Source organism: Enterobacter sp. YSU, from assembly GCF_016082135.1.
GTDB lineage: Bacteria > Pseudomonadota > Gammaproteobacteria > Enterobacterales > Enterobacteriaceae > Enterobacter > Enterobacter hormaechei_C.
In genome coordinates this window covers 298,638-321,843 of the sequence record NZ_CP059487.1, presented here as the reverse complement: position 1 = coordinate 321,843, position 23,206 = coordinate 298,638, and the positions used below count along the sequence as shown (strand labels likewise).

Genomic DNA, 23,206 nt, shown 5'->3' with positions numbered 1-23,206 from the left:
GCTGCTTAAATTACCCTGGTCAGTCATTACTCGCGGTGATAAGGGTGGTTGGTAGTGATGCTCCATGCGCGATACAAACTTTCTGCCACGAGAACCCGTACAAGCGGGTGGGGCAGCGTCAGCGCCGAGAGTGACCAACTTTGTTCTGCTGCCGCTTTGCAGGCGGGAGATAACCCCTCTGGTCCGCCAATCAACAGACTGACGTCCCGACCATCCTGCTTCCAGCGCTCCAGTTCGTGCGCCAGCTGCGGCGTATCCCAGGGTTTGCCCGGGATATCGAGGGTCACGATGCGGTTTTTGCCTGCGGCAGCCAGCATCAGTTCTCCCTCTTTATCGAGAATACGTTTGATATCTGCGTTCTTGCCGCGCTTTCCTGCTGGGATCTCCACCAGTTCGAACGGCATATCTTTTGGGAAACGACGCAGATACTCAGTAAAACCGGTTTGTACCCAGTCCGGCATTTTGGTGCCGACGGCGACCAGTTGCAACTTCACGCATTAACCCCAGAGTTTTTCCAGCTCATACAGGCGACGGCTCTCTTCCTGCATGACGTGGACAATCACATCGCCGAGATCGACAACCACCCAGTCAGCGGTCGCTTCACCTTCAACGCCCAGCGGAAGCAGCCCTGCCGCGCGCGATTCCTGAACAACATGGTCAGCAATCGAAACAACGTGACGAGTTGAGGTCCCGGTGCAGATGATCATGCAGTCGGTGATGCTGGATTTACCCTTAACGTCGATAGCGATGATGTCCTGACCTTTCAGGTCATCAATTTTGTCGATAACAAAATCCTGGAGTGCTTTACCCTGCAAGTTTTCCCCCTGGGTGAATGAGATTGTACAACTATGAATTCGTGGCCAGTCAGTATACCTGAACTGACGCCAGTCGCGGGACAAATGTCACCGCCCGGCTTTTGAAGGCGGGTATCATCCCACCCTCCGCCTGAGATTGCATCGCCATTTTTGTAAAACAATTTCTGTAAAGCAGCGATCGGCGGGAAAGTCTGGCAGCGGAGGATATCAGTATGGCTTAGCCTGTCAAGGCAGGATAATCATTAACGGACAATTTCGCCGGCGATGCTCAGACATCTGTACTTTTCTGATACAGACCGTGTGCGTGGATATAGGCCAGCACGGGCGAGGGGAGGAGATCGTCACAGTCTAAACCCTGCTGGAGACGCTCGCGGATGAGGGTTGCGGAAATATCAAACCACGGCGTTTCAGCGAGATAAATTTTCCCGGCGGGGAGACTGTGCAGGTCTTCTATATTGTCCGTCAGATGCGCGTCAAGCCACTGCTGATGCTGTGCGTCGCGCATGTTCAGCGGGTAGCCCGGACGGCGGCAGACCAGCAGATGACTGTTTTCCAGAATGGTTTCGTACTGGTACCAGCTGGGAAAGTTGAGCAAGGAATCCTGGCCGATGATAAACGCCAGCGGTTTCATGGGCCCTTGCTCAGCGCGCCACTCCCGCAGCGTTTGCGATGTCCAGGAAGGGGTATCCCTGCGCAGTTCACGCTCATCCAGCGTGAAGAGAGGCTTATCGGCGATAGCCAGTGCGAGCATCGCTTTACGCTGCTCGCTGGTTGCTTCTGGCTGAGGACGGTGCGGCGGAACATTGTTGGGCATAATGATTACCCGCTGCAACCCAATCAAATTCGCGAGGATTTCTACCGGCTTAAGATGCCCATAGTGTACCGGGTCGAAGGTCCCGCCATACATTGCCTGTAAAGAATGCATATCACCCATCGATAAATACGTCTGCCAGCGCCTTATGGCAGAGCAGCAAAGAGAGGCTCTCCAGCTCCGCCCAGACAGACTGGCCGTAATCCTGTTTTAACGTCAGTTCGGCGCGCATCAGAAGTTGTACTGCCTGACGCAACTGCTCCTGGCTCAGGCGGTTTATCGCCTCCGTGGTCATCGCCCGACGGTTTTGCCAGACGCGATGTTTGTCGAATAAGGCGCGCAGGGGCGTGTGTGCTGACTGGCGTTTAAGGTTGTTCAGCAGCAGTAATTCGCGCTGGAGCGTACGGAGCAGAATGACCGGCTCACTCCCTTCCAGGCGCAGCTGTTGCAGGATGTGCAGAGCACGCTTACTTTTCGCCGACAGCAGCGCATCAACCCAGTGGAAGGGGGTAAAGTGCGCGGCATCATTCACCGCCTGTTCCACGCGCGGCAGCGTCAGCTTACCATCGGGCCACAGCAGGGCGAGCCTGTCCAGCGCCTGCGCCAGTGCCAGAAGGTTGCCTTCGTAGCAGTAGCACAGGAGCTGACTGGCGGCCTCATCCAGCTGCAAATTGTGCTGCTTTGCTCGCGCGGCAACCCATTTTGGCAGATGCGCCTGCTCTGGCGTCTGGCAGGTGACCAGCACCGCACTGGGGGCTAGCCGGGTAAACCAGGCCGCGTTTTCCTGCGCTTTTGTGAGTTTGTTGCCGCGTACGATAAGCAGCAGATCGTCGTGTAACAAACTTACCAGCATGGCTAGCTGTTCATTGATAGCAGCGTTAGGACCATTCTCTGGCAGCAGGATCTGGATTGTCTGACGAGAGGCAAACAGGCTCATGGCCTGACAAAGCGAGAAGATAGCGTTCCAGTCGGTACTGTTATCGATCTGGAACGTATGATGCTCATCGAAACCCTGCGCGGCTGCCGCATGGCGAACCGCATCAAGGCTTTCCTGAAGTAACAGGGGGTCATTGCCGAGTAGCAGATAGGCCGCGCGCAGCCCTTCGTTGAGCTGCGCGCGGAGTTGTTCAGGATACAACCTGATCATCAGTTACCCAGAGACGTTGGCATATCCGGCGTGCTGGCATCCGGTGTTTCGATGACGTCAGCGCCTTTTTTCGTCGACGCGGCAATGGCAGGCAGTCTGCGGATCAGCTGTTCCGCGGCCTTATCGTACATCTCTTTGATGATAATCTGCTGTTCGGCGTCTTTTGCCAGCGCCGTCTGCGGGTTATCGAAGAACGAGCGGTAGACTTTGGTATTGATAGGGTAAATATCTTTACCTGGCATCAAGACGGCCGCATCAACGGTAAGCACCATCTGATATTCCGCCGTTCGCCCATCCTGGAAGATCGAGGCCGTATCTTGTGACAGCGTTGATTTCAGGACGCGAAGCGAAGGAACATCCTGACGCAGGGTTCCCTTCTCGATCAGCTCAACATCGTTCAAACGCAGCTGGTTACGAATGGCCCGGCTCAGCGGTCCGTTCGGATCGGATGAGTCGAAGATCATTGTTTTCATCTGAGCAGGCACTGCCGTGGTGTTGCGCAGGTGCCAGCCGCAGCCAGCGGTGACCAGCACCGCCAGAGATAAGAGTATTGTTGCCAGTTGTCGCACGTTTCCTCCCGCGCTTAGCCAACGACCAGATTCAGCAGTTTACCAGGTACGTAGATCACTTTACGTACGGTAACGCCCTCAAGGTATTTCGCGACCAGATGCTCCTGGCCTGCGCGCTCGCGAACCTGTTCTTCGGTTGCGTCGACCGCGACGGTAATTTTACCGCGCACTTTACCGTTAACCTGCACCACCACCAGCGTGGTGTTTTCCACCATAGCGGATTCATCCGCCACTGGCCACGGCGCGTTGTCGATATCGCCTTCGCCTTTCAGCTCCTGCCACAGGGTGAAGCTAACGTGCGGCGTGAACGGGTTAAGCATGCGAACGACCGCCAGCAGCGCTTCACGCATTAAGGCGCGATCCTGCTCGCCGTCCTGCGGGGCTTTCGCCAGCTTGTTCATCAGTTCCATAATAGCCGCAATTGCGGTATTGAAGGTCTGACGACGACCAATATCATCGGTGACTTTCGCAATGGTTTTATGAACATCACGACGCAGCGCCTGCTGATCTTCGCTCAGTGCAGCCACGTTCAGCGCTGGCGCATCACCCTGAGAGGTGTGCTCGTACACCAGTTTCCAGACGCGTTTCAGGAAGCGGTTTGCCCCTTCAACGCCGGATTCCTGCCATTCCAGCGTCATATCTGCCGGGGAGGCGAACATCATGAACAGACGCACGGTGTCAGCGCCGTAACGCTCAACCATTACCTGCGGGTCGATACCGTTATTTTTCGACTTGGACATCTTGCTCATGCCGGTATACACCAGTTCATGACCTTCGGCGTCTTTCGCCTTCACGATACGGCCTTTCTCGTCGCGCTCCACAATCGCATCAACCGGAGAAACCCAGTTACGCTCGCCGTTCGCGCCAACGTAGTAGAACGCATCTGCCAGCACCATGCCCTGACACAGCAGCTGTTTTGCCGGCTCGTCGGAGTTGACCAGGCCTGCGTCACGCATCAGTTTATGGAAGAAGCGGAAATAGAGCAGGTGCATGATGGCGTGTTCAATGCCACCGATGTAGATGTCTACCGGCAGCCAGTAGTTTGCTGCATCGGAATCCAGCATGCCTTCTTTGTACTGCGGGCAGGTGTAGCGCGCATAGTACCAGGAGGATTCCATAAAGGTGTCGAAGGTGTCGGTTTCACGCAGCGCTGGCTGACCGTTGACGGTGGTTTTCGCCCACTCAGGATCGGCTTTGATCGGGCTGGTGATGCCGTCCATGACCACGTCTTCCGGCAGGATCACCGGCAGCTGATCTTCCGGCGTTGGCATCACGGTGCCATCTTCCAGAGTCACCATTGGGATTGGCGCACCCCAGTAACGCTGACGGGAAACGCCCCAGTCGCGCAGACGGTAGTTCACTTTACGCTCGCCCACGCCCAGGGAGGCCAGCTTGTCGGCGATGGCGTTGAAGCCTTCTTCGAAGCTCAGGCCGCTGAACTCACCGGAGTTAAACAGGGTGCCTTTTTCAGTCAGCGCTTGCTCAGAGAGATCGGGTTCAGAGCCGTCAGCAGCAAGAATAACAGGCTTGATGGTCAGGCCGTATTTGGTGGCAAATTCGTAGTCGCGCTGGTCGTGACCCGGCACGGCCATCACGGCGCCTGTGCCGTATTCCATCAGTACGAAGTTGGCTGCCCAGACAGGGATCGCTTCGCCCGTCAGCGGGTGAATGGCTTTAAAGCCGGTATCAACGCCTTTTTTCTCCATCGTCGCCATGTCGGCTTCGGCCACTTTAGTATTGCGGCATTCGTCGATGAAGGTCGCCAGTTCCGGATTGTTTTCTGCCGCTTTCTGCGCCAGCGGGTGACCTGCGGCCACGGCCAGGTAGGTCGCGCCCATGAAGGTGTCCGGACGGGTGGTATAGACGGTCAGGGTCTGGTCGTAGTTCTCAACGTTGAAGGTAATTTCCACACCTTCGGAACGGCCGATCCAGTTGCGCTGCATGGTCTTAACGGTATCTGGCCAGTGGTCCAGATTATCCAGATCGTTCAGCAGTTCGTCAGCGTAGGCGGTGATTTTGATAAACCACTGCGGGATCTCTTTACGCTCTACTTTGGTGTCGCAGCGCCAGCAGCAGCCGTCGATAACCTGTTCGTTCGCGAGAACGGTCTGGTCATTCGGGCACCAGTTAACGGCAGAGGTCTTCTTGTACACCAGGCCTTTTTTATACAGCTCGGTAAAGAATTTCTGCTCCCAGCGGTAGTATTCCGGGGTACAGGTTGCCAGCTCGCGACTCCAGTCATAGCCAAAGCCCAGCATTTTCAGCTGGTTTTTCATGTACGCAATGTTGTCGTACGTCCACGGAGCCGGTGCCGTGTTGTTTTTCACCGCCGCGCCTTCAGCAGGCAGGCCGAACGCATCCCAGCCGATAGGCTGAAGAACGTTTTTGCCCAGCATACGCTGGTAGCGCGCAATCACGTCACCGATGGTGTAGTTACGCACGTGGCCCATGTGTAGTCGACCAGAAGGATAGGGAAGCATCGACAGGCAGTAATACTTCTCTTTGCTCTCGTCTTCGGTTACTTCAAAGGTGCGCTTCTCGTCCCAGTGTTGCTGGACTTTTGATTCTATCTCTTCCGGGCGGTATTGCTCTTGCATGGCAGCCAGTGGTCCTGTGTTCAATACAGCTACAAATGTAGCCAATGGATGTGGTAATTCAGATCCGCATAGCATAGCCCAAACGCCCGCGTCAAAACAGCCTTTCACGCAAATGCACTTTGCAGGAATTTACCGGGTCTGTGCTTCACCTGACAAAGCGGCGGCGAAATAAGGTCTATTATTAGAGGCAGTTACTTACCCGGGAGGCAAAATGATGAACAAGGTTGCTCAATTTTACCGTGAACTGGTAGCGACTCTGACGGAACGGCTGCGTAACGGCGAGCGTGATATCGACGCGCTGGTCGAACAGGCACGCGCACGCGTGACGCAAACGGGTGAGTTAACGCGAACCGAAGTGGAAGAGGTGACGCGCGCCGTGCGCCGTGACCTGGAGGAGTTCGCGCGAAGCTATGAAGAGAGCCAGGACGAGATCGCCGACAGCGTTTTTATGCGGGTCATCAAAGAGAGCCTGTGGCAGGAGCTGGCGGATATTACCGATAAAACTCAGCTGGAATGGCGTGAGGTGTTTCAGGATTTAAACCACCACGGTGTCTATCACAGCGGCGAAGTAGTGGGGTTGGGGAACCTGGTGTGTGAGAAGTGCCACCACCATATCGCCGTTTATACGCCGGAGGTGCTGTCGCTGTGTCCGAAGTGCGGGCACGACCAGTTCCAGCGTCGACCATTTGAGCCGTAGGTAAAAGCAAAATTGTTTGCACCCTCTCCCTGTGGGAGAGGGGCGGGGTGAGGGCATCAGGCCGCAGAATAATAAGCCAGCCGCTCCGCCAGCAAATCCACAAACGCTTCCCGATCGATATCCACCATTACCGTGGTATTCGGCTTGTTTCCCGTCAATGAGTAATAGTCCACCACCGTCATTCCCTGGGTATATTTCCCCTGTGTTTCCACACCAACCCAACGCTCGACCGTGGTAAACATTTCCGGCTTCAGCAGCCAGGCGATGGTGCATGGGTCATGCAGCGGGGCGCCGTGGAAGCCCCACTTCTCGGCTTTGTGATACTCCATAAAGAAGTCGAGCAGCTCGGCCACGGTCGTTGCAACCGGGTTGCCCACGGCGCGGAAGCGTTCAATATCGCCTGTCATAATCTGTGCCCGATGCGTCACGTCCAGCCCCGCCATCACAATCGGCAGGCCCGACTGGAAGACGATTTCCGCGGCTTCCGGGTCAACGAAGATGTTGAACTCTGCTGCTGGCGTCCAGTTCCCCAGCCCCATTGCCCCGCCCATGATGACGATACGGGCGATGTTGCTGTGCAGTTCAGGATGGCTGTTCAGCAGCAGCGCTACGTTGGTCTGCGGGCCGGTCGCCACCAGCGTCACGGGCTCTGCGCTCTCACGCAGCACCTTCGCCATGAGCTCGACGGCAGTGCAGTTTTGCGGTGTGAAATTCGGCTCCGGTAGCGCCGGGCCATCCAGCCCACTTTCACCGTGAACATTATCCGCAATGATCAGCTCGCGCATCAGTGGCTTAACGGCGCCACCTGCGACCGGAATATCGGTGCGTTTCAGCAGCGTCAACATGCGCAACACGTTTCGCAAGGTTTTATCCGGCGTCTGGTTCCCGGCGGAGGAGGTGACAGCTTTTACGTCCAGTTCAGGGGAAGCAAGAGCAAGGACGAGTGCGATCGCGTCATCATGACCCGGATCGCAGTCGAGAATAATTGGCTGTGCCATAGCGTTCTCCATTCTCAGCATTATTTGTGACAAGGTTAACGCTGCGATGTGACGCCGAATAGAAAAAGAGATCTAAAGCGTGAAGCAGTGCGCAATCCGCAGATTGCGCACTAAAAAGATTAATGCAGGATTTTGGCGAGGAAGTCTTTTGCACGTTCAGATTTAGGATTTGCGAAGAACTCTTCTTTTGGTGAGTCTTCAACAATTTTCCCTTCATCCATGAAGATCACGCGGTTGGCCACTTTACGGGCGAAGCCCATTTCGTGCGTCACCACCATCATGGTCATCCCTTCGTGCGCCAGCTCCACCATGACGTCCAGCACTTCGTTGATCATCTCAGGGTCGAGCGCGGACGTCGGCTCATCAAACAGCATTGCCACCGGATCCATGCACAGCGCACGCGCGATTGCCACACGCTGCTGTTGGCCGCCCGAAAGCTGGGCCGGGAACTTATTCGCATGCGCAGACAGCCCGACGCGTTCCAGCAGCTTCAGCCCCTTTTCGCGCGCCGCTTTTTTGTCGCGCTTCAGCACTTTGACCTGCGCCAGCGTCAGGTTCTCAATGATGGACAGGTGAGGGAACAGCTCAAAATGCTGGAACACCATCCCTACGTGGGAGCGAAGCTGGGCAAGGTTGGTTTTGCGGTCATTTACTTTGGTGCCGTTAACGACAATCTCGCCCTGCTGGACAGGTTCCAGCCCATTAACGGTTTTGATAAGCGTGGACTTACCGGAACCGGACGGGCCGCATACCACTACCACATCGCCTTTTTTTACTTCTGTTGAGCAGTCGGTCAGCACCTGAAAGTGCCCATACCATTTAGAAACATTTTTCAGGGAAATCATTATACCGTCCTTTTCTTCAGCCAGCTGACCAACAGCGATGCGCTTAAACTAATCACAAAATAGACCCCGCCCGCGAAGAGGATCATCTCAACCTGCGTTCCGTCACGTTCGCCAATGGTGGAGGCGGTACGGAAGAAGTCTGCCAGACTCAGCACGTAGACCAGGGAGGTATCCTGGAACAGGACGATGCCCTGCGTCAGCAGCAGCGGAACCATGGCGCGAAACGCCTGCGGCAGAATAATGAGCTTCATGGACTGCCAGTGCGTCATACCGAGCGCCAGCGCAGCGCTGGACTGCCCGCGAGAGATACTCTGAATACCTGCGCGGATGATCTCTGAGTAGTAGGCGGCTTCAAACATGGAAAACGCCACCATGGCAGAGATCAGGCGGATATCGGTCTTTGGCGACAGTCCCAGTACGTTCTGTAAAAAGCCGGGAACAATCAGATAAAACCACAGCAGCACCATGACCAGTGGAATGGAGCGGAATACGTTAACGTAAGCCGTGGCAAACCAGGCGAGCGGCTTAAAGCTCGACAGGCGCATCACTGCCAGCAGGGTGCCCCAGACGATACCGACGATAATGGCGATAACGGTGATCTTTAAGGTGATTGCCAGTCCATCCAGCAGATAGGGCATGGAGGGAACAATGGAACTCCAGTCAAAATCGTACATTTATTTGCCCCCCAGATTGCCCGGCAGGCGTACTTTGCGTTCAACCAGGTTCATCACCAGCATGATGAAAGCGTTAATCAGAACATAGGCGAGCGTAATCGCCGTGAAGGATTCCCAGGCGTGAGCGGAGTAATCCAGCAGTTTGCCCGCCTGTGCCGCCATATCCACCAGACCGATGGTTGAGGCGATAGCCGAGTTTTTTACCAGGTTCATCATCTCGGACGTCATCGGCGGAACGATGACGCGGTAAGCGTTAGGCAGCAGTACGTAACGGTAGGCCTGGGGCAGAGTCAGGCCCATTGCCAGTGCCGCATTCTTTTGCCCGCGCGGCAGTGACTGTATGGCGGCACGTACCTGCTCGCAGACGCGCGCAGCGGTGAACAGCCCCAGACACAGCATAGAGGAGACAAAAAATTGTACGTTAGGATCCAGCTCGGCCTTAAACCACATGCCGAGATCTTCCGGCAGCAGTTCCGGGATCACCAGATACCAGGTAAAGAACTGCACGATCAGCGGAACGTTACGGAACAGTTCCACATAGAGCGTGCCAATCGAAGAGAGAAAACGGTTAGGGACGGTACGCAGAATACCGAACAGCGAACCGACAAGAAACGCGATAATCCACGCCGTTATCGATAACGCAACGGTAACCTGAAAGCCGCTCCACAGCCAGCCGAGATAGGTGGTGTTGCCGAACGGGGCTTGTTGCAGAAAGATGCCCCAGTTCCAGTCAATTGACATAGTAAACTCCAGAAAAAAAAGGGTAGCAGCGCTACCCTCGAAGATTGGTGAGAAGCTCAATTTTTGCGCTGAGTGGGGAACGACCACTCAACGTATAGTCTGTCCATGCTTCCCGACAATCGAGAGGGCAGGAGATCCCGCCCCTGTCGTTCTAATTAGTTAAGAGCTTTGTCGTTTGGTGATTTGAACAGCGCTTTCATGTCGTCAGACAGTTCAAAGTTCATGTTCAGGTTTTTTGGTGGAATTGGGTTCTTGAACCATTTGTCGAACCATTTTGCCGCTTCGCCGGAGGTTTGCGCCTGAGCGATGGTGTCATCGATCAGTTTCTTGAAGTCCTCGTCACCTTTACGCAGCATACAGCCGTAGGCTTCTTTCGACTGGGCGGTACCGACGATTTCCCAGTTGTCTGGTTTCTTCGCTTTCGCGCGTTCGCCCGCCAGCAGGGCGTCATCCATCATAAACGCGACAGCACGGCCGCTTTCCAGGGTACGGAAGGAGTCGCCATGGTCTTTCGCGCTGATGATGCGCATGTCCATTTTCTTCTCGTCGTTCAGCTTGTGCAGCAGCACTTCGGACGTGGTACCGGAGGTCACGACAACCGCTTTGCCTTTCAGGTCAGCAAAATCTTTGATGTCGCCGCCTTTCTTCGTCAGCAGGCGGGTGCCCACAACGAAGATGGTGTCCGAGAAAGCGGCCTGTTTCTGACGTTCAAGGTTGTTGGTGGTTGAGCCACATTCAAAATCAAATGTGCCGTTTTGCAGCAGAGGAATACGGTTCTGTGAAGTGATGGGGATCAGCTTCACTTGCAGGTCAGGTTTGTTCAGCTTTTTCTTCACGGCTTCAACGATGGCGTTGGAGTAATCCTGTGAATAGCCCACGACTTTTTGCGTGTTGTCGTAGTAAGAGAACGGGACAGAAGATTCACGGTGGCCGACCACGATCACGCCGTTTTTGGCAATCTTGTCGAGAGTGCTTCCTGCTGCCGGAGCGTCTTCAGCGTGGACAACCCCCGCAGACATTCCCATAACCAGCATTGCTGTGGCCAGTTTACGTAATTGCATACCCAACTCCTTTCTTATCAGCGCCAGTGACGCATAGATACCCATTGTGATGTTGTTATATCTCGCGCAATGCGAGTGCAGTGTTATGCAAGCTTGTTAACATTTAGTCTGGCTTAATGTAAAGATTTTGCTGCGTTATTGTTTATTTTTGCGAAGCGCGCCGCACCATTCAGAGGCAATAATCCCTCGTTGCACCGTTTCGGTGCTACCGATGATCTACGCTGGTGCGACAAAGTTGCACGTTAAGCCAGACAGCGTTGATGTGAATAAACAAAGCAACAGGCGTGCCAGAATTGAAGTTTGGGAGGAAATTGTCGGGTGGCGGCGCTGGAGAGTAGGCCGGGTAAGGCGTAGCCGCCACCCGGCAACAGAAGGTAAGGTTATTTACGACGCTGACGCAGGCTCATCAGTACTGCGCCAAAGCCGAAGAGCAAGGTCAAAATCCACAGCGGCCAGTTCCCGGTGCGCGCGTAAGGCGTAAGCCCGGTAGTTGGCGTGACGTTAGTAGTCAGCACCTCACGGGTAAATTGCGGGATCATGGCCTGGATTTCACCCTGCGGACCAATCACGGCGGTAATGCCGTTATTGGTGCTGCGCAGCAACGGACGCGCCAGCTCCAGAGAACGCATTCGCGCCATCTGGAAGTGCTGCCACGGGCCAATCGATTTACCGAACCACGCATCGTTTGAGATGGTCAGCAGATAGTCGGTGTCCGGGCGGAAATTATCGCGCACCTGCTCGCCGAGGATAATCTCGTAGCAAATGGCGGCCGTCAGGGCAAAACCGTGCGCATGCAGCTGCGGCTGAACGTAAGGGCCCCGGCTGAATGAGGACATCGGCAAATCAAAGAACGGTGCCAGTGGGCGCAGAATAGACTCCAGCGGAACAAATTCGCCAAACGGTACAAGGTGGTTTTTGTTGTAGCGATTGGTGGAGGTATAGCTGTATTCGCTGTCCTTACCGAGCGTAATGATCGTGTTGTACGTGTCATAGCGGTTCTGCTGATTGAGACGCGCATCCACAATTCCGGTGATCAGCGTACTGCCGCGCGCGCGCAGCAGATCATCCATCATCTTCAGGAAGGGCTGCTGATTGATCTCCAGGTCCGGGATCGCAGACTCAGGCCAGATGATGAGCTGCGATTTGCCCATCACCTTTTCAGTGGCGTTGGCGTAGATTTTCAGCGTGTTCAGCAGCTGATTCTCATCCCATTTCAGGGACTGCGGGATATCGCCCTGTACCAGTGAAACCTGCGTGGCGCGCGCGGGCTCCAGCGTAAACCACTGGATATAACGCAGCGGGAAGGGCAGGGCAAACAGGATCAACGCGGCAACCAGCGGCTTCCAGTTACGTGTCACCAGAGCCAGCACCAGAAGGCCGCTGACGATCATCAACAGGAAATTGATGGCTTCCACGCCCATGACCGGGGCCAGGCCTTTCAGCGGGCCGTCTACCTGGCTATAACCGAACTGCAACCACGGGAAGCCGGTCAGTACCCAGCCGCGCAGAAATTCGGTGATTTGCCAGACAACGGGTGCCGCTATCGCCACGCGCAGCCAGGTCGTTTTTGGCCACAGGCGAGACAGGATGCCCGCGAACAGGCCGGTGTAGAGCGAGAGATAGGCAGCGAGCAGCACAACCAGGAAGACGTTAACCGGCCCCGGCATTCCGCCAAATTGCGCGATACTGACGTAGACCCAGTTGATACCAGAGCCGAACAGCCCCAGCCCCCAGAAGTAGCCAATGGCCGCGGCCTGTACCGGACGACGGTTCAGGGTAAGACCCTGTAGCCCCATCAGGGAGAGAATAGCGGCCGGCCAGATATCGTAAGGAGAAAAAGCCAGCGTACCGCTGGCTCCGAGTAACAGCGCCAGCAGCAAACGGACGCGCTGGCGTTCAAAGAGTGGGGCAAATGCCATTTACATTAATCTTCCAGTTTTGGCACCGGTGAGTCGTCCGGCATTCTGACGTGAACCTGAATAATACGTCGGCTGTCAGCCATTGCGACCTTGAACTGGTAACCATCGATGTCAACGGTTTCACCGCGGGCCGGAAGATGGCCGAAGGCCTGCATCACCAGACCACCAATGGTGTCCACTTCTTCATCGCTGAAGCTGGTGCCAAAGGTATCGTTGAAGTCTTCAATGGAGGCCAGCGCGCGCACGGTCCAGGTGTGGCGGCTCAGCTGACGGAAGTCGATATCCTCTTCTTCGTCATACTCATCTTCGATTTCGCCCACGATCAGCTCAAGGATGTCTTCGATTGTGACCAGACCGGAAACGCCACCAAATTCATCAATAACAATCGCCATGTGATAGCGCTGGGAGCGAAACTCCTTCAGCATCCGATCCACACGTTTACTTTCCGGCACAACCACGGCCGGGCGTAACACCTTTTCCATACTGAAGGCTTCGGCATCGCTGCGCATAAACGGCAGCAGATCTTTCGCCATCAAAATCCCTTCAATGTGATCTTTGTCTTCGCTGATGACCGGGAAACGTGAGTGAGCCGATTCGATAATCACATCGAGGCACTCGTCCAGCGTCTGGTTGCGTTTCAGGGTAATCATCTGCGAGCGGGGGATCATGATGTCGCGGACGCGCTGGTCGGCGATGTCCATCACCCCTTCGAGCATTTCGCGCGTATCTTCGTCGATAAGGTCGTTCTGCCCGGAATCACGAATCAGCTCCAGCAGTTCATCACGGTTTTTCGGTTCGCCGTGGAAAAGCTGGTTCAGAATGAGGGAGAAAAATCCCTTTTTAGTGGTTGTCGTGTCGCTACTGTGTGAATTGTCGTCGCTCATGGCGTTTGTTAAGGGTTCTCTTGTTAGTTCAATGTTAACCGCCGCGCTATGTCCCTGCGCGGCGGCATGGTAGTCAGTGACTGACTATTCTTTCTCGGCAATGTACGGATCCTCATAGCCCAGAGCAAGCATTATCTCTGTCTCGAGGGATTCCATCTCTTCCGCTTCGTCATCTTCAATATGGTCGTAACCCAGAAGATGCAGGCTACCGTGCACCACCATGTGTGCCCAGTGCGCTTCCAGCGGCTTTTGCTGCTCTTTGGCTTCCTGCTCAACCACCTGACGGCAGATGATCAGATCGCCCAGCAGCGGCATCTCAATGCCCGGAGGGGCTTCGAACGGGAAAGAGAGCACGTTGGTCGGCTTATCTTTCCCGCGGTAGGTCAGGTTGAGCTCATGGCTTTCTGCTTCATCCACCAGGCGAATCGTGACCTCTGATTCTTCCTGAAACTGGGGGATAACGGCATCCAGCCATTTCTGAAACTGTGCCTCTTCTGGCATGCCGGAATTATCATCACAGGCCAGCTGTAAATCGAGGATCACCTGACTCATTTCTGTTCATGCTCCTGCGCTTCGCGCTTACGTTCTGCGGCCAGCTCGGCCCTGCGCTTCTGATCTGCCTCTTCCCAGGCCTCATAAGCGTTAACGATACGCGCGACGACCGGATGGCGTACCACGTCTTCACTGTGGAAGAAGTTAAAGCTGATTTCCTCTACCTCGGCCAGGACTTCGATGGCGTGACGCAGACCCGATTTGGTGTTACGCGGCAGGTCAATCTGGGTGACGTCACCGGTGATAACCGCTTTCGAGTTAAAGCCAATACGCGTCAGGAACATCTTCATCTGTTCGATGGTGGTGTTCTGGCTCTCATCCAGAATGATGAACGCGTCGTTAAGCGTACGGCCACGCATGTAGGCCAGCGGAGCAACTTCAATCACGTTACGCTCGATGAGCTTTTCAACTTTCTCGAAGCCGAGCATTTCGAACAGCGCGTCATACAGCGGGCGCAGGTAGGGATCTACTTTCTGACTCAAATCGCCCGGCAGGAAGCCCAGTTTTTCACCGGCTTCAACAGCAGGGCGGGTCAGCAGGATACGGCGGATCTCCTGACGCTCGAGCGCATCGACCGCAGCGGCAACGGCCAGATAGGTTTTACCCGTACCCGCCGGACCCACGCCGAAGGTGATGTCGTGGTCGAGAATGTTGGCGATGTACTGCGCCTGGTTCGGGGTACGAGGCTTAATCACGCCCCGTTTAGTTTTGATGTTGATGGCTTTGCCATAGTCCGGCACGCTCTCCGCGCTCTGCTCAAGCACGCGTGCCTCTTTGATGGCCAGGTGGATCTGTTCAGGTTCAATATCCTGGATCTCACCGCGCATCGGGGCGGTATCAACATACAGGCTGCGGAGAATATCCGCCGCGGCGTTGACGCAGATTGGGCGTCCGGTGAGTTTGAAATGGTTATCGCGACGATTGATTTCGATACCCAGACGTCGCTCCAGTTGTTTGATGTTGTCATCAAACGGCCCGCACAGGCTCAGCAGGCGAGCGTTGTCTGCGGGCTCAAGGCTAATTTCACGCGTATCTATGTTCAAACTGTTCCTCTTTAATTGGTTAACTGACCTGTGGCCACACGGCGTAATAAAACGGTCATTACCGAAATTATTCACGCCACAGAATAAAGGCGCAAGCGTTGCGGTAGATATTGGGGGCGATGAGAGGAAATACAAGGCCTGCCGGACAGGCAGGCCAGAAGGATCAAGGCTGGTAAATACCCACGCCAGAGTCGTTGACTTTGCGGGTGCGAGAGATAACGGACTCAGGCGTCTCGGCAATACGCAGACCCATTTCGTCCTCAGTGCGTACCACCTTCCCGCGCAGCGAGTTCGTGAGTACTTCGACAATCTCGACGTCCACAAACTTACCGATCATGTCCGGGGTGCCTTCAAAATTCACCACGCGGTTATTTTCGGTTCGACCAGACAGTTCCATGACGCTCTTACGGGAGGTGCCTTCCACCAGAATACGCTGGACAGTGCCGAGCATACGACGACTCCAGGCGTTGGCCTGCTGGTTGATACGCTCCTGTAGAATATACAGACGCTGCTTTTTCTCTTCTTCCGGCACATCGTCAACCATATCGGCCGCAGGGGTGCCCGGGCGCGCAGAGAAGATAAAGCTGTAGCTGACGTCGAAATTCACCTCGCCGATGAGCTTCATGGTGCGCTCAAAGTCATCAGCGGTTTCGCCAGGGAAGCCGACGATAAAGTCGGAGCTAATCTGGATATCCGGGCGCGCTTCACGCAGCTTGCGGATGGTGGACTTATACTCGAGCACCGTATGTGGACGACCCATCAGGTTCAGCACGCGATCAGAACCGCACTGGATCGGCAGGTGCAGGAAGCTCACCAGCTCTGGCGTATCGCGATAGACGTCAATTATGTCGTCGGTAAATTCCATCGGATGGCTGGTGGTAAAGCGAATGCGGTCGATGCCGTCAATCGCCGCCACCAGACGCAGCAGTTCAGCAAAGCTGCCGGTGGTACCGTCGTAGTTTTCCCCGCGCCAGGCGTTCACGTTCTGACCCAGCAGGTTCACTTCACGAACGCCCTGCGCGGCAAGCTGCGCGATTTCAAACAGGATATCGTCTGCCGGGCGGCTCACTTCTTCACCGCGGGTGTAAGGCACCACGCAGTAAGTACAGTATTTGTTGCAGCCTTCCATGATGGAGACGAAGGCGGTCGGGCCATCAGCGCGCGGCTCAGGCAGACGGTCAAATTTCTCGATCTCCGGGAAGCTCACGTCAACCACCGGGCTACGGCTGCCGCGAACCTGATTAATCATCTCTGGCAGGCGGTGCAGGGTCTGAGGGCCAAAAACGATATCCACATAGGGGGCTCTCTGGCGGATCAGCTTACCTTCCTGCGATGCGACGCAGCCACCCACGCCAATAATCAGGTCCGGATTTTTCCGTTTGAGAAGCTTCCAGCGGCCTAACACATGAAAGACTTTTTCCTGTGCTTTTTCACGAATTGAACAGGTGTTCAGCAGCAGCACATCGGCTTCTTTCGCATTTTCAGTCAGCTGGTATCCGTGGGTGGTATCCAGCAGATCGGCCATCTTCGATGAATCGTATTCGTTCATCTGACAGCCCCAGGTTTTTATATGGAGTTTTTTAGTCATCGACTTGCTCAGCTCAGGATTGCAAGCCGCGTATTGTAATGCTTTGGTGCGGTTGTGACCAGTATGAAGGTTGTCAACCTCAGGGCCGCAAAAATCCGGTAAACTTAAGGTATTCTCCAATAAGGAATAGTGACCATGACACTCCTGAACACCGAAGTTGCCGTTGTTGGCGGCGGTATGGTCGGCGGCGCACTGGCGCTGGGGCTGGCGCAGCAGGGATTTGACGTAACCGTTATTGAACAGGCGGCTCCGCCGGCATTCGATCCTGCCAGCCAACCGGACGTGCGTATTTCCGCCATCAGCGCGGCCTCTGTTGATCTGCTTCGCGGGCTGGGCGTCTGGGAGGCGGTGCTGGCGATGCGCGCGCACCCATACAGCCGTCTTGAAACCTGGGAGTGGGAAAATGCTCACGTGTCGTTTGATGCCGCCGAGCTGAAACTGCCGCGCCTGGGCTATATGGTGGAAAACAACGTGCTCCAGCAGGCACTCTGGCAGGCGCTGGAGGCGCACCCGAAGGTGACGCTGCGCGTTCCGGACTCGCTGAAAGGCCTGCATCGTCATGAGGGCGGGTATCTCCTGACGCTGGACAACGACGATGAGCTGGCCGTGAAGCTGGTGGTGGGGGCGGATGGCGCGAACTCGCAGGTCAGGCAGATGGCAGGCATTGGGATCCATGCCTGGCAGTACCAGCAGTCCTGCATGCTGATCACCGTGCAGTCAGAAAACGCGCCGGGCGAAAGCACCTGGCAGCATTTTACGCCGAACGGCCCGCATGCATTCTTACCGCTGTTTGATAACTGGGCTTCGCTGGTGTGGTACGACAAACCGGCGCGCATTCGACAGTTGCAGGGGCTGTCCATGGATCAGTTGCAGCGCGAAATCCGCCAGCACTTCCCGAGCCGTCTGGGCAACGTGACCCCGGTTGCCGCCGGCGCATTCCCGCTGATGCGACGCCATGCGTTGCAGTATGCCCGTGAAGGACTGGTGCTGGTGGGGGACGCGGCGCACACCATTCATCCGCTGGCGGGGCAGGGGGTGAATCTGGGATACCGTGACGTCGATGCGTTACTGGATGTGCTGGGTAACGCTCGCGCCCACGCGGAAGCCTGGGCCAGCCATCAGGTACTGAAGCGCTACCAGACGCGCCGTATGGCGGATAACTTCATTATGCAGTCGGGGATGGATCTGTTCTATGCCGGGTTCAGCAACGATGTTGGTCCGGTGCGTATAGTGCGCAATATTGGATTGATGGCAGCGGAACGCGCCGGTGGTCTGAAGCGTCAGGCCCTGAAATATGCCCTCGGACTCTGATCTTTATTCCCTCTCCCCGTGGGAGAGGGCATCAGGCCGCACTATTCTGAACAACAAAAACAAAAAAGCCCGCAGAGCGGGCTTGTTTGTTTTAAGTGGCTGGGGTGCAGGGATTCGAACCCCGGAATGCTGGTATCAGAAACCAGAGCCTTACCGCTTGGCGACACCCCAATTGCGTTAAACAAACTGCTTAACGACTTTAAAGTGGCTGGGGTACGAGGATTCGAACCTCGGAATGCCGGAATCAGAATCCGGTGCCTTACCGCTTGGCGATACCCCAACAATGTTCAGTTTACCGAATCGTATTCGATAACATAAATATGGTGGCTACGACGGGATTCGAACCTGTGACCCCATCATTATGAGTGATGTGCTCTAACCAACTGAGCTACGTAGCCAGTACTGCAATCTTCGATGGCTGGGGTACCTGGATTCGAACCAGGGAATGCCGGTATCAAAAACCGGTGCCTTACCGCTTGGCGATACCCCAATACCGCGGAGAACCGCATAATCGAAGAAATATGGCTGGGGTACCTGGATTCGAACCAGGGAATGCCGGTATCAAAAACCGGTGCCTTACCGCTTGGCGATACCCCATCCGTGCAACGCTTACCTGGGAATGGTGCGGGAGGCGAGACTTGAACTCGCACACCTTGCGGCGCCAGAACCTAAATCTGGTGCGTCTACCAATTTCGCCACTCCCGCAAAAAAGATGGTGGCTACGACGGGATTCGAACCTGTGACCCCATCATTATGAGTGATGTGCTCTAACCAGCTGAGCTACGTAGCCATCTTTTTTTCGCGTTACCTTATCGGCGTTGCGGGGCGCATTATGCGTATAGACCCTTGCAGCGTCAACACCTTTTTCAATGAAAATAGCCGGAATGTGACTGTTTGGTTAGGTTGCGAACAGCGAGGCCGAATATTCGACAATTATTGGTTATTAATCGATTTTATGCGGAGAAAAGAGAGGCAAAAAAATCAGGCCCCGGAGGGCCTGATGATACTCTGAACATTATTTATAGGCAGACTGGTGAACGCCCACCGCGCGTCCTGACGGATCGTTCATCGCTTTGAATGATTCATCCCATTCAATGGCTTTAGCAGAAGAGCAGGCGACCGATGGGCCACCCGGTACGCACTCTGCTGCGCTTGGAACCGGGAACAGCTCCTCAAAGATCTCACGGTACAAATACGCTTCTTTCGAGGCTGGCGTGTTGTACGGGAAACGGAAGCTCGCAGTTTCCAGTTGTTGATCAGAAACCTGTTTCGCCGCTACCTCTTTCAGGGTGTCGATCCAGCTGTAACCCACGCCATCCGAGAACTGCTCTTTCTGACGCCACGCCACGCTTGCCGGCAGGTAGGATTCAAAACATTCACGCAGGATATGTTTCTCCATTTTGCCGTTGCCGCACATTTTGTCCTGCGGGTTGATGCGCATCGCCACATCAAGGAATTTCTTATCGAGGAACGGCACGCGGGCTTCCACACCCCAGGCGGACATCGCTTTGTTGGCGCGCGCGCAGTCAAACATGTGCAGCGCCTGTAGCTTACGCACCGTTTCTTCATGCAGCTCTTTGGCGTTTGGCGCTTTGTGGAAATAGAGGTAACCGCCAAACACTTCGTCAGAACCCTCGCCGGAGAGCACCATCTTGATGCCCATCGCTTTGATCTTCCGCGACATCAAATACATCGGTGTGGAGGCGCGAATGGTGGTCACATCATAGGTTTCAATGTGATAGATCACATCGCGGATCGCATCCAGACCTTCCTGTACGGTGAAGTGAATTTCATGGTGCACCGTGCCGAGATGATTTGCCACTTCCTGGGCGGCTTTCAGGTCAGGTGCCCCTTCCAGACCCACGGCAAAGGAGTGCAGCTGCGGCCACCAGGCTTCAGAGCGCTCCTGATCTTCCACGCGACGTGCGGCGAATTTCTTGGTGATCGCGGAGATCACGGAGGAGTCCAGACCGCCGGAGAGCAGTACGCCGTAAGGTACGTCTGACATCAGGTGGCTTTTCACTGACTCTTCCAGGGCCTGACGCAGTTCGGCTTTGTCCGTCACGTTGTCTTTCACCGCCTCATAATCAAACCAGTCGCGCTGGTAGTACGGGCGGATCTCGCCGTCTTTACTCCACAGGTAGCTACCTGCCGGGAACTCTTTGATGGTGCGGCACACCGGTACCAGGGCTTTCATCTCTGAGGCAATGTAGAAGTTGCCGTGCTCATCGTGTCCCATGTACAGCGGGATAATACCGATATGGTCGCGGCCAATCAGGTAAGCGTCTTTTTCGCTGTCGTACAGCGCGAAGGCGAACATACCTTGCAGATCGTCGAGGAACTCCGGGCCTTTCTCCTGATACAGCGCCAGGATCACTTCGCAGTCTGAGCCGGTCTGAAACGCGTAGCGATCGCCGTACTCGGCGCGCAGCGCCTGATGGTTGTAAATTTCACCGTTAACAGCCAGCGCGTGCGTTTTTTTCTCGTTATACAGCGGCTGTGCGCCAGCGTTGACATCAACAATGGAGAGACGTTCATGAGCCAGAATCGCTTTATCGCTGGCGTATACGCCTGACCAGTCCGGACCGCGATGGCGCATCAGGCGGGACAATTCGAGTGCTTTTTTACGCAGTTCGCCCGCGTCAGTTTTAATATCCAGTACGCCAAAAATAGAACACATAACCTTCTCCGTTAACCCTGTTGCGTTGTGATGTTGCTTGCTTATGAAAATGCCGCAAAAGGGGGAGGGGGCGCAAGCGTTTTACCGATGAAAACGTAAAAAGTGCAATGACGATTGCCGAATCTTAAAAAAAGAGTATGTCTTAAGCAATTCTATTGATGCTTTCTCAATGAAGGGCTGATTTCTTTAGATGAAGTGATGTTTTCAGACAGCAGAAATGAAAAACCACGCCCTGAGGCGTGGTTCTGAATCAAATAACGTCGATTTCGTCGACAGAAGGGTAAATCCAGCTTGGCCGGAACGGCATCGTATCAATGTCATCAAGCTGTGAAACGCCAGAAAGCACCAGGATGGTTTCAAGCCCCGCCTGGAAGCCAGCCAGAATATCGGTACGCAGGTTGTCGCCCACGATGACGGTTTCTTCTGAGTGTGCCTGCATCGTATTCAGTGCGGCGCGGATGATCCACGGGCTCGGTTTACCGACAACAAACGGCTTACGACCCGAGATTTTTTCGATACCGGCGCAAAGCGCACCGCAGGCGGGATAAAAACCACGACCGTGCGTGTCCGGGTTGGTGGCGATAAAACGCGCACCGTTGGCGACAAAGTAGGCTGCCTTATGCATCATCTCCCAGTTAAAGGAGCGCGTTTCGCCCACGATGACAAAGTCCGGGTTCACGTCGGTGATGGTGAAGCCCGCTTTATACAGCTCGTGGATCAGCGCACCTTCACCAACGACATAGGCTTTTTTGCCTTCCTGACGCTTCAGGAAATCCGCGGTCGCCATCGCAGAGGTATAGAACACGCTGTCCGGGACGTTGACGCCTGCGGTAGCAAAGCGGTTTGCCAGATCCTGACCAGTCTGTGAAGGGTAGTTCGTGAGAAGAACCAGTGGCATTCCTTTGTCGATGATGCGGTGAAGAAACTCCGCAGCACCCGGCACGGCAACGTTGTCGTGCATCAGCACGCCGTCGATATCACAAATTACATTCTTAATGGTCATGGACAATCCGACATCAAAAAAAGAAGGCGTTACTATAAGGTCCGATCAGGATTCCAGCAAATGTTGCAGCAGGATCCCGTTGAGCATGGCACGTTTTACCAGGGCGAATGCGCCAATTGCCGAGCGGTGATCGAGCGTAGATCGCACCACCGGCAAATTCTGGCGAAATGCCTTCAGCGCCTGGGTATTGATGCAGCCTTCAATGGCGGGCAGTAACACTTTTTCGGCTTCAACGATCTCGCCGGCAATCACCACTTTCTGCGGATTAAACAGGTTGATGGCAATGGCGATGGTCTTACCCAGGTGGCGTCCTACCTGTTCGATCACTTCGCAGGCCAGCGCATCGCCTTTGTTTGCCGCTTTGCAGATGGCGCCGATCTTACAATCGTCCAGCGTGACGCGGCTCTGGTAACCCTGCTCCAGCAGATGGCGAACGCGATGTTCAATGGCGGCATTGGCGGCAACGGTTTCAAGACAGCCAAAGTTACCGCAGTGGCAGCGCTCGCCAAGCGGTTCCACCTGGATATGACCAATCTCGCCTACGTTACCGTTACGGCCAATAAAAATGCGGCCATTCGAGATGATGCCCGCACCTGTACCACGGTGAACGCGCACCAGAATAGAGTCTTCGCAGTCCTGGCTCGCACCAAAGTAGTGCTCCGCCAGCGCCAGCGAGCGAATATCGTGACCAACAAAGCAGGTCAGCTTGAAGCGCTTTTCCAGCGCCTCAACCAGCCCCCAGTTCTCTACCTTAATATGCGGCATGTAGCGAATAACGCCGCTTTCCGGGTCAACCAGGCCGGGCAAAATCACCGAGATGGCGATGAGTTCACGGATCTTGCGCTGACAGCTTTCGATAAACTGCGCAATGGTATTCAGCAACGCGTGTTCAAGCGTCTCCTGCGTGCGCTCAGGAAGGGGGTAGTGTTCTTCGGCAATGGCCTTGCTGCTCAGATCGTAGAGCGTAAGCGTGGTGTCATGACGTCCTAAGCGAACGCCAATGGCCTGAAAATTGCGGGTTTCCGTGACGATGGAAATCGCGCGGCGGCCCCCGGTGGAGGCCTGCTGATCGACTTCTTTGATCAGGCCGCGCTCAATAAGCTGACGTGTAATTTTTGTCACGCTGGCGGGAGCAAGATGGCTTTGTTCGGCTATCTGAATGCGTGAGATTGGCCCGTGCTGGTCAATCAGGCGATAAACCGCCGCGCTGTTAAGTTGTTTAACGAGATCGACATTACCGATTTGAGCTTGTCCGCCTGGTGTCATACTTT

The 23,206-nt window shown here is 55.1% G+C and carries 21 protein-coding genes and 7 tRNA genes; 2 read left to right on the top strand and 26 right to left on the bottom strand.

What is annotated here, in order from left to right; all coding sequences use genetic code 11:
• Nucleotides 1-26: 26 nt before the first annotated feature.
• From rlmH to leuS, 6 genes are all read right to left on the bottom strand, one after another.
• The gene (rlmH, locus tag H2Z33_RS01540; RefSeq protein ID WP_003858701.1) at nt 27-494 is read right to left on the bottom strand and encodes a 23S rRNA (pseudouridine(1915)-N(3))-methyltransferase RlmH; all 468 of its coding nucleotides are present in this window, start codon (nt 492-494) and stop codon (nt 27-29) included.
• Between the two features lie 3 nt (nt 495-497).
• The gene (gene rsfS / locus H2Z33_RS01535; RefSeq protein ID WP_003858696.1) at nt 498-815 is read right to left on the bottom strand and encodes a ribosome silencing factor; all 318 of its coding nucleotides are present in this window, start codon (nt 813-815) and stop codon (nt 498-500) included.
• Between the two features lie 268 nt (nt 816-1,083).
• Complete coding sequence (gene nadD / locus H2Z33_RS01530) at nt 1,084-1,749, bottom strand: nicotinate-nucleotide adenylyltransferase (RefSeq protein WP_033486409.1); 666 nt, start codon at nt 1,747-1,749, stop codon at nt 1,084-1,086.
• The gene (gene holA, locus H2Z33_RS01525; RefSeq protein ID WP_015571137.1) at nt 1,742-2,773 is read right to left on the bottom strand and encodes a DNA polymerase III subunit delta; all 1,032 of its coding nucleotides are present in this window, start codon (nt 2,771-2,773) and stop codon (nt 1,742-1,744) included. Before holA ends, nadD begins: the two co-directional genes overlap by 8 nt.
• On the bottom strand, nt 2,773-3,342 hold the full coding sequence (gene lptE, locus H2Z33_RS01520) for an LPS assembly lipoprotein LptE (RefSeq protein ID WP_006809628.1): 570 nt from the start codon (nt 3,340-3,342) through the stop codon (nt 2,773-2,775). The genes holA and lptE overlap by 1 nt, the downstream gene beginning before the upstream one ends.
• A 14-nt stretch (nt 3,343-3,356) precedes the next feature.
• Nucleotides 3,357-5,939, bottom strand: coding sequence for a leucine--tRNA ligase (gene leuS / locus H2Z33_RS01515; RefSeq protein WP_015571136.1), 2,583 nt, complete (start codon nt 5,937-5,939; stop codon nt 3,357-3,359).
• Between the two features lie 214 nt (nt 5,940-6,153).
• On the opposite strand from leuS, the gene H2Z33_RS01510 reads away from it, so the two are divergent.
• Nucleotides 6,154-6,636, top strand: coding sequence for a zinc ribbon-containing protein (locus H2Z33_RS01510; RefSeq protein WP_003858689.1), 483 nt, complete (start codon nt 6,154-6,156; stop codon nt 6,634-6,636).
• 56 nt (nt 6,637-6,692) lie between these two features.
• Here the strand turns inward: H2Z33_RS01510 and rihA are convergent, their stop codons facing one another.
• The 10 genes from rihA to miaB all read right to left on the bottom strand — a co-directional run bounded on the left by rihA (nt 6,693) and on the right by miaB (nt 16,941).
• The gene (gene rihA / locus H2Z33_RS01505; RefSeq protein WP_058700494.1) at nt 6,693-7,634 is read right to left on the bottom strand and encodes a pyrimidine-specific ribonucleoside hydrolase RihA; all 942 of its coding nucleotides are present in this window, start codon (nt 7,632-7,634) and stop codon (nt 6,693-6,695) included.
• Nucleotides 7,635-7,753: 119 nt separating this feature from the next.
• Entirely contained in the window at nt 7,754-8,479 is a 726-nt protein-coding gene (locus H2Z33_RS01500) for an amino acid ABC transporter ATP-binding protein (protein ID WP_017382465.1), read from the bottom strand.
• The gene (gltK, locus tag H2Z33_RS01495) at nt 8,479-9,153 is read right to left on the bottom strand and encodes a glutamate/aspartate ABC transporter permease GltK (RefSeq protein ID WP_003858686.1); all 675 of its coding nucleotides are present in this window, start codon (nt 9,151-9,153) and stop codon (nt 8,479-8,481) included. Before gltK ends, H2Z33_RS01500 begins: the two co-directional genes overlap by 1 nt.
• Nucleotides 9,154-9,894, bottom strand: a complete 741-nt coding sequence (gene gltJ / locus H2Z33_RS01490; protein WP_015571133.1) for a glutamate/aspartate ABC transporter permease GltJ — start codon at nt 9,892-9,894, stop codon at nt 9,154-9,156. It abuts the gene before it with no gap.
• A gap of 155 nt (nt 9,895-10,049) precedes the next feature.
• Nucleotides 10,050-10,955, bottom strand: coding sequence for an amino acid ABC transporter substrate-binding protein (locus H2Z33_RS01485; protein ID WP_003858681.1), 906 nt, complete (start codon nt 10,953-10,955; stop codon nt 10,050-10,052).
• A gap of 380 nt (nt 10,956-11,335) precedes the next feature.
• Nucleotides 11,336-12,874, bottom strand: coding sequence for an apolipoprotein N-acyltransferase (gene lnt / locus H2Z33_RS01480; RefSeq protein WP_032670351.1), 1,539 nt, complete (start codon nt 12,872-12,874; stop codon nt 11,336-11,338).
• Between the two features lie 5 nt (nt 12,875-12,879).
• Nucleotides 12,880-13,758 (bottom strand): CNNM family magnesium/cobalt transport protein CorC, encoded by an 879-nt coding sequence (gene corC / locus H2Z33_RS01475; protein WP_003858679.1) that lies wholly within the window; start codon nt 13,756-13,758, stop codon nt 12,880-12,882.
• A gap of 84 nt (nt 13,759-13,842) precedes the next feature.
• Nucleotides 13,843-14,310 (bottom strand): rRNA maturation RNase YbeY, encoded by a 468-nt coding sequence (gene ybeY / locus H2Z33_RS01470; RefSeq protein ID WP_017694310.1) that lies wholly within the window; start codon nt 14,308-14,310, stop codon nt 13,843-13,845.
• Nucleotides 14,307-15,353, bottom strand: coding sequence for a PhoH family protein (locus H2Z33_RS01465; protein ID WP_003858674.1), 1,047 nt, complete (start codon nt 15,351-15,353; stop codon nt 14,307-14,309). The genes ybeY and H2Z33_RS01465 overlap by 4 nt, the downstream gene beginning before the upstream one ends.
• A 163-nt stretch (nt 15,354-15,516) precedes the next feature.
• Nucleotides 15,517-16,941 (bottom strand): tRNA (N6-isopentenyl adenosine(37)-C2)-methylthiotransferase MiaB, encoded by a 1,425-nt coding sequence (gene miaB, locus H2Z33_RS01460; RefSeq protein ID WP_017382461.1) that lies wholly within the window; start codon nt 16,939-16,941, stop codon nt 15,517-15,519.
• 135 nt (nt 16,942-17,076) lie between these two features.
• Here miaB and ubiF point away from each other — a divergent pair, with 135 nt between their 5' ends.
• On the top strand, nt 17,077-18,252 hold the full coding sequence (ubiF, locus tag H2Z33_RS01455; RefSeq protein WP_003858670.1) for a 3-demethoxyubiquinol 3-hydroxylase: 1,176 nt from the start codon (nt 17,077-17,079) through the stop codon (nt 18,250-18,252).
• A gap of 96 nt (nt 18,253-18,348) precedes the next feature.
• Here ubiF and H2Z33_RS01450 read toward each other — a convergent pair.
• The 10 genes from H2Z33_RS01450 to nagC all read right to left on the bottom strand — a co-directional run bounded on the left by H2Z33_RS01450 (nt 18,349) and on the right by nagC (nt 23,201).
• Nucleotides 18,349-18,423, bottom strand: a tRNA-Gln gene (locus H2Z33_RS01450).
• 34 nt (nt 18,424-18,457) lie between these two features.
• Nucleotides 18,458-18,532 (bottom strand) — tRNA-Gln (locus H2Z33_RS01445).
• Nucleotides 18,533-18,573: 41 nt separating this feature from the next.
• A tRNA-Met gene (locus H2Z33_RS01440) sits at nt 18,574-18,650 on the bottom strand.
• 17 nt (nt 18,651-18,667) lie between these two features.
• Nucleotides 18,668-18,742, bottom strand: a tRNA-Gln gene (locus tag H2Z33_RS01435).
• Between the two features lie 32 nt (nt 18,743-18,774).
• Nucleotides 18,775-18,849 (bottom strand) — tRNA-Gln (locus tag H2Z33_RS01430).
• Nucleotides 18,850-18,872: 23 nt separating this feature from the next.
• A tRNA-Leu gene (locus H2Z33_RS01425) sits at nt 18,873-18,957 on the bottom strand.
• A gap of 8 nt (nt 18,958-18,965) precedes the next feature.
• A tRNA-Met gene (locus H2Z33_RS01420) sits at nt 18,966-19,042 on the bottom strand.
• 225 nt (nt 19,043-19,267) lie between these two features.
• Nucleotides 19,268-20,932, bottom strand: coding sequence for an asparagine synthase B (gene asnB / locus H2Z33_RS01415; RefSeq protein ID WP_063134792.1), 1,665 nt, complete (start codon nt 20,930-20,932; stop codon nt 19,268-19,270).
• A gap of 250 nt (nt 20,933-21,182) precedes the next feature.
• A complete protein-coding gene (nagD, locus tag H2Z33_RS01410) occupies nt 21,183-21,935 on the bottom strand; it encodes a ribonucleotide monophosphatase NagD (protein ID WP_003858667.1) in 753 nt (250 codons plus the stop codon).
• A gap of 45 nt (nt 21,936-21,980) precedes the next feature.
• Nucleotides 21,981-23,201 (bottom strand): DNA-binding transcriptional regulator NagC, encoded by a 1,221-nt coding sequence (gene nagC, locus H2Z33_RS01405; protein WP_063134793.1) that lies wholly within the window; start codon nt 23,199-23,201, stop codon nt 21,981-21,983.
• Nucleotides 23,202-23,206 lie beyond the last annotated feature (5 nt).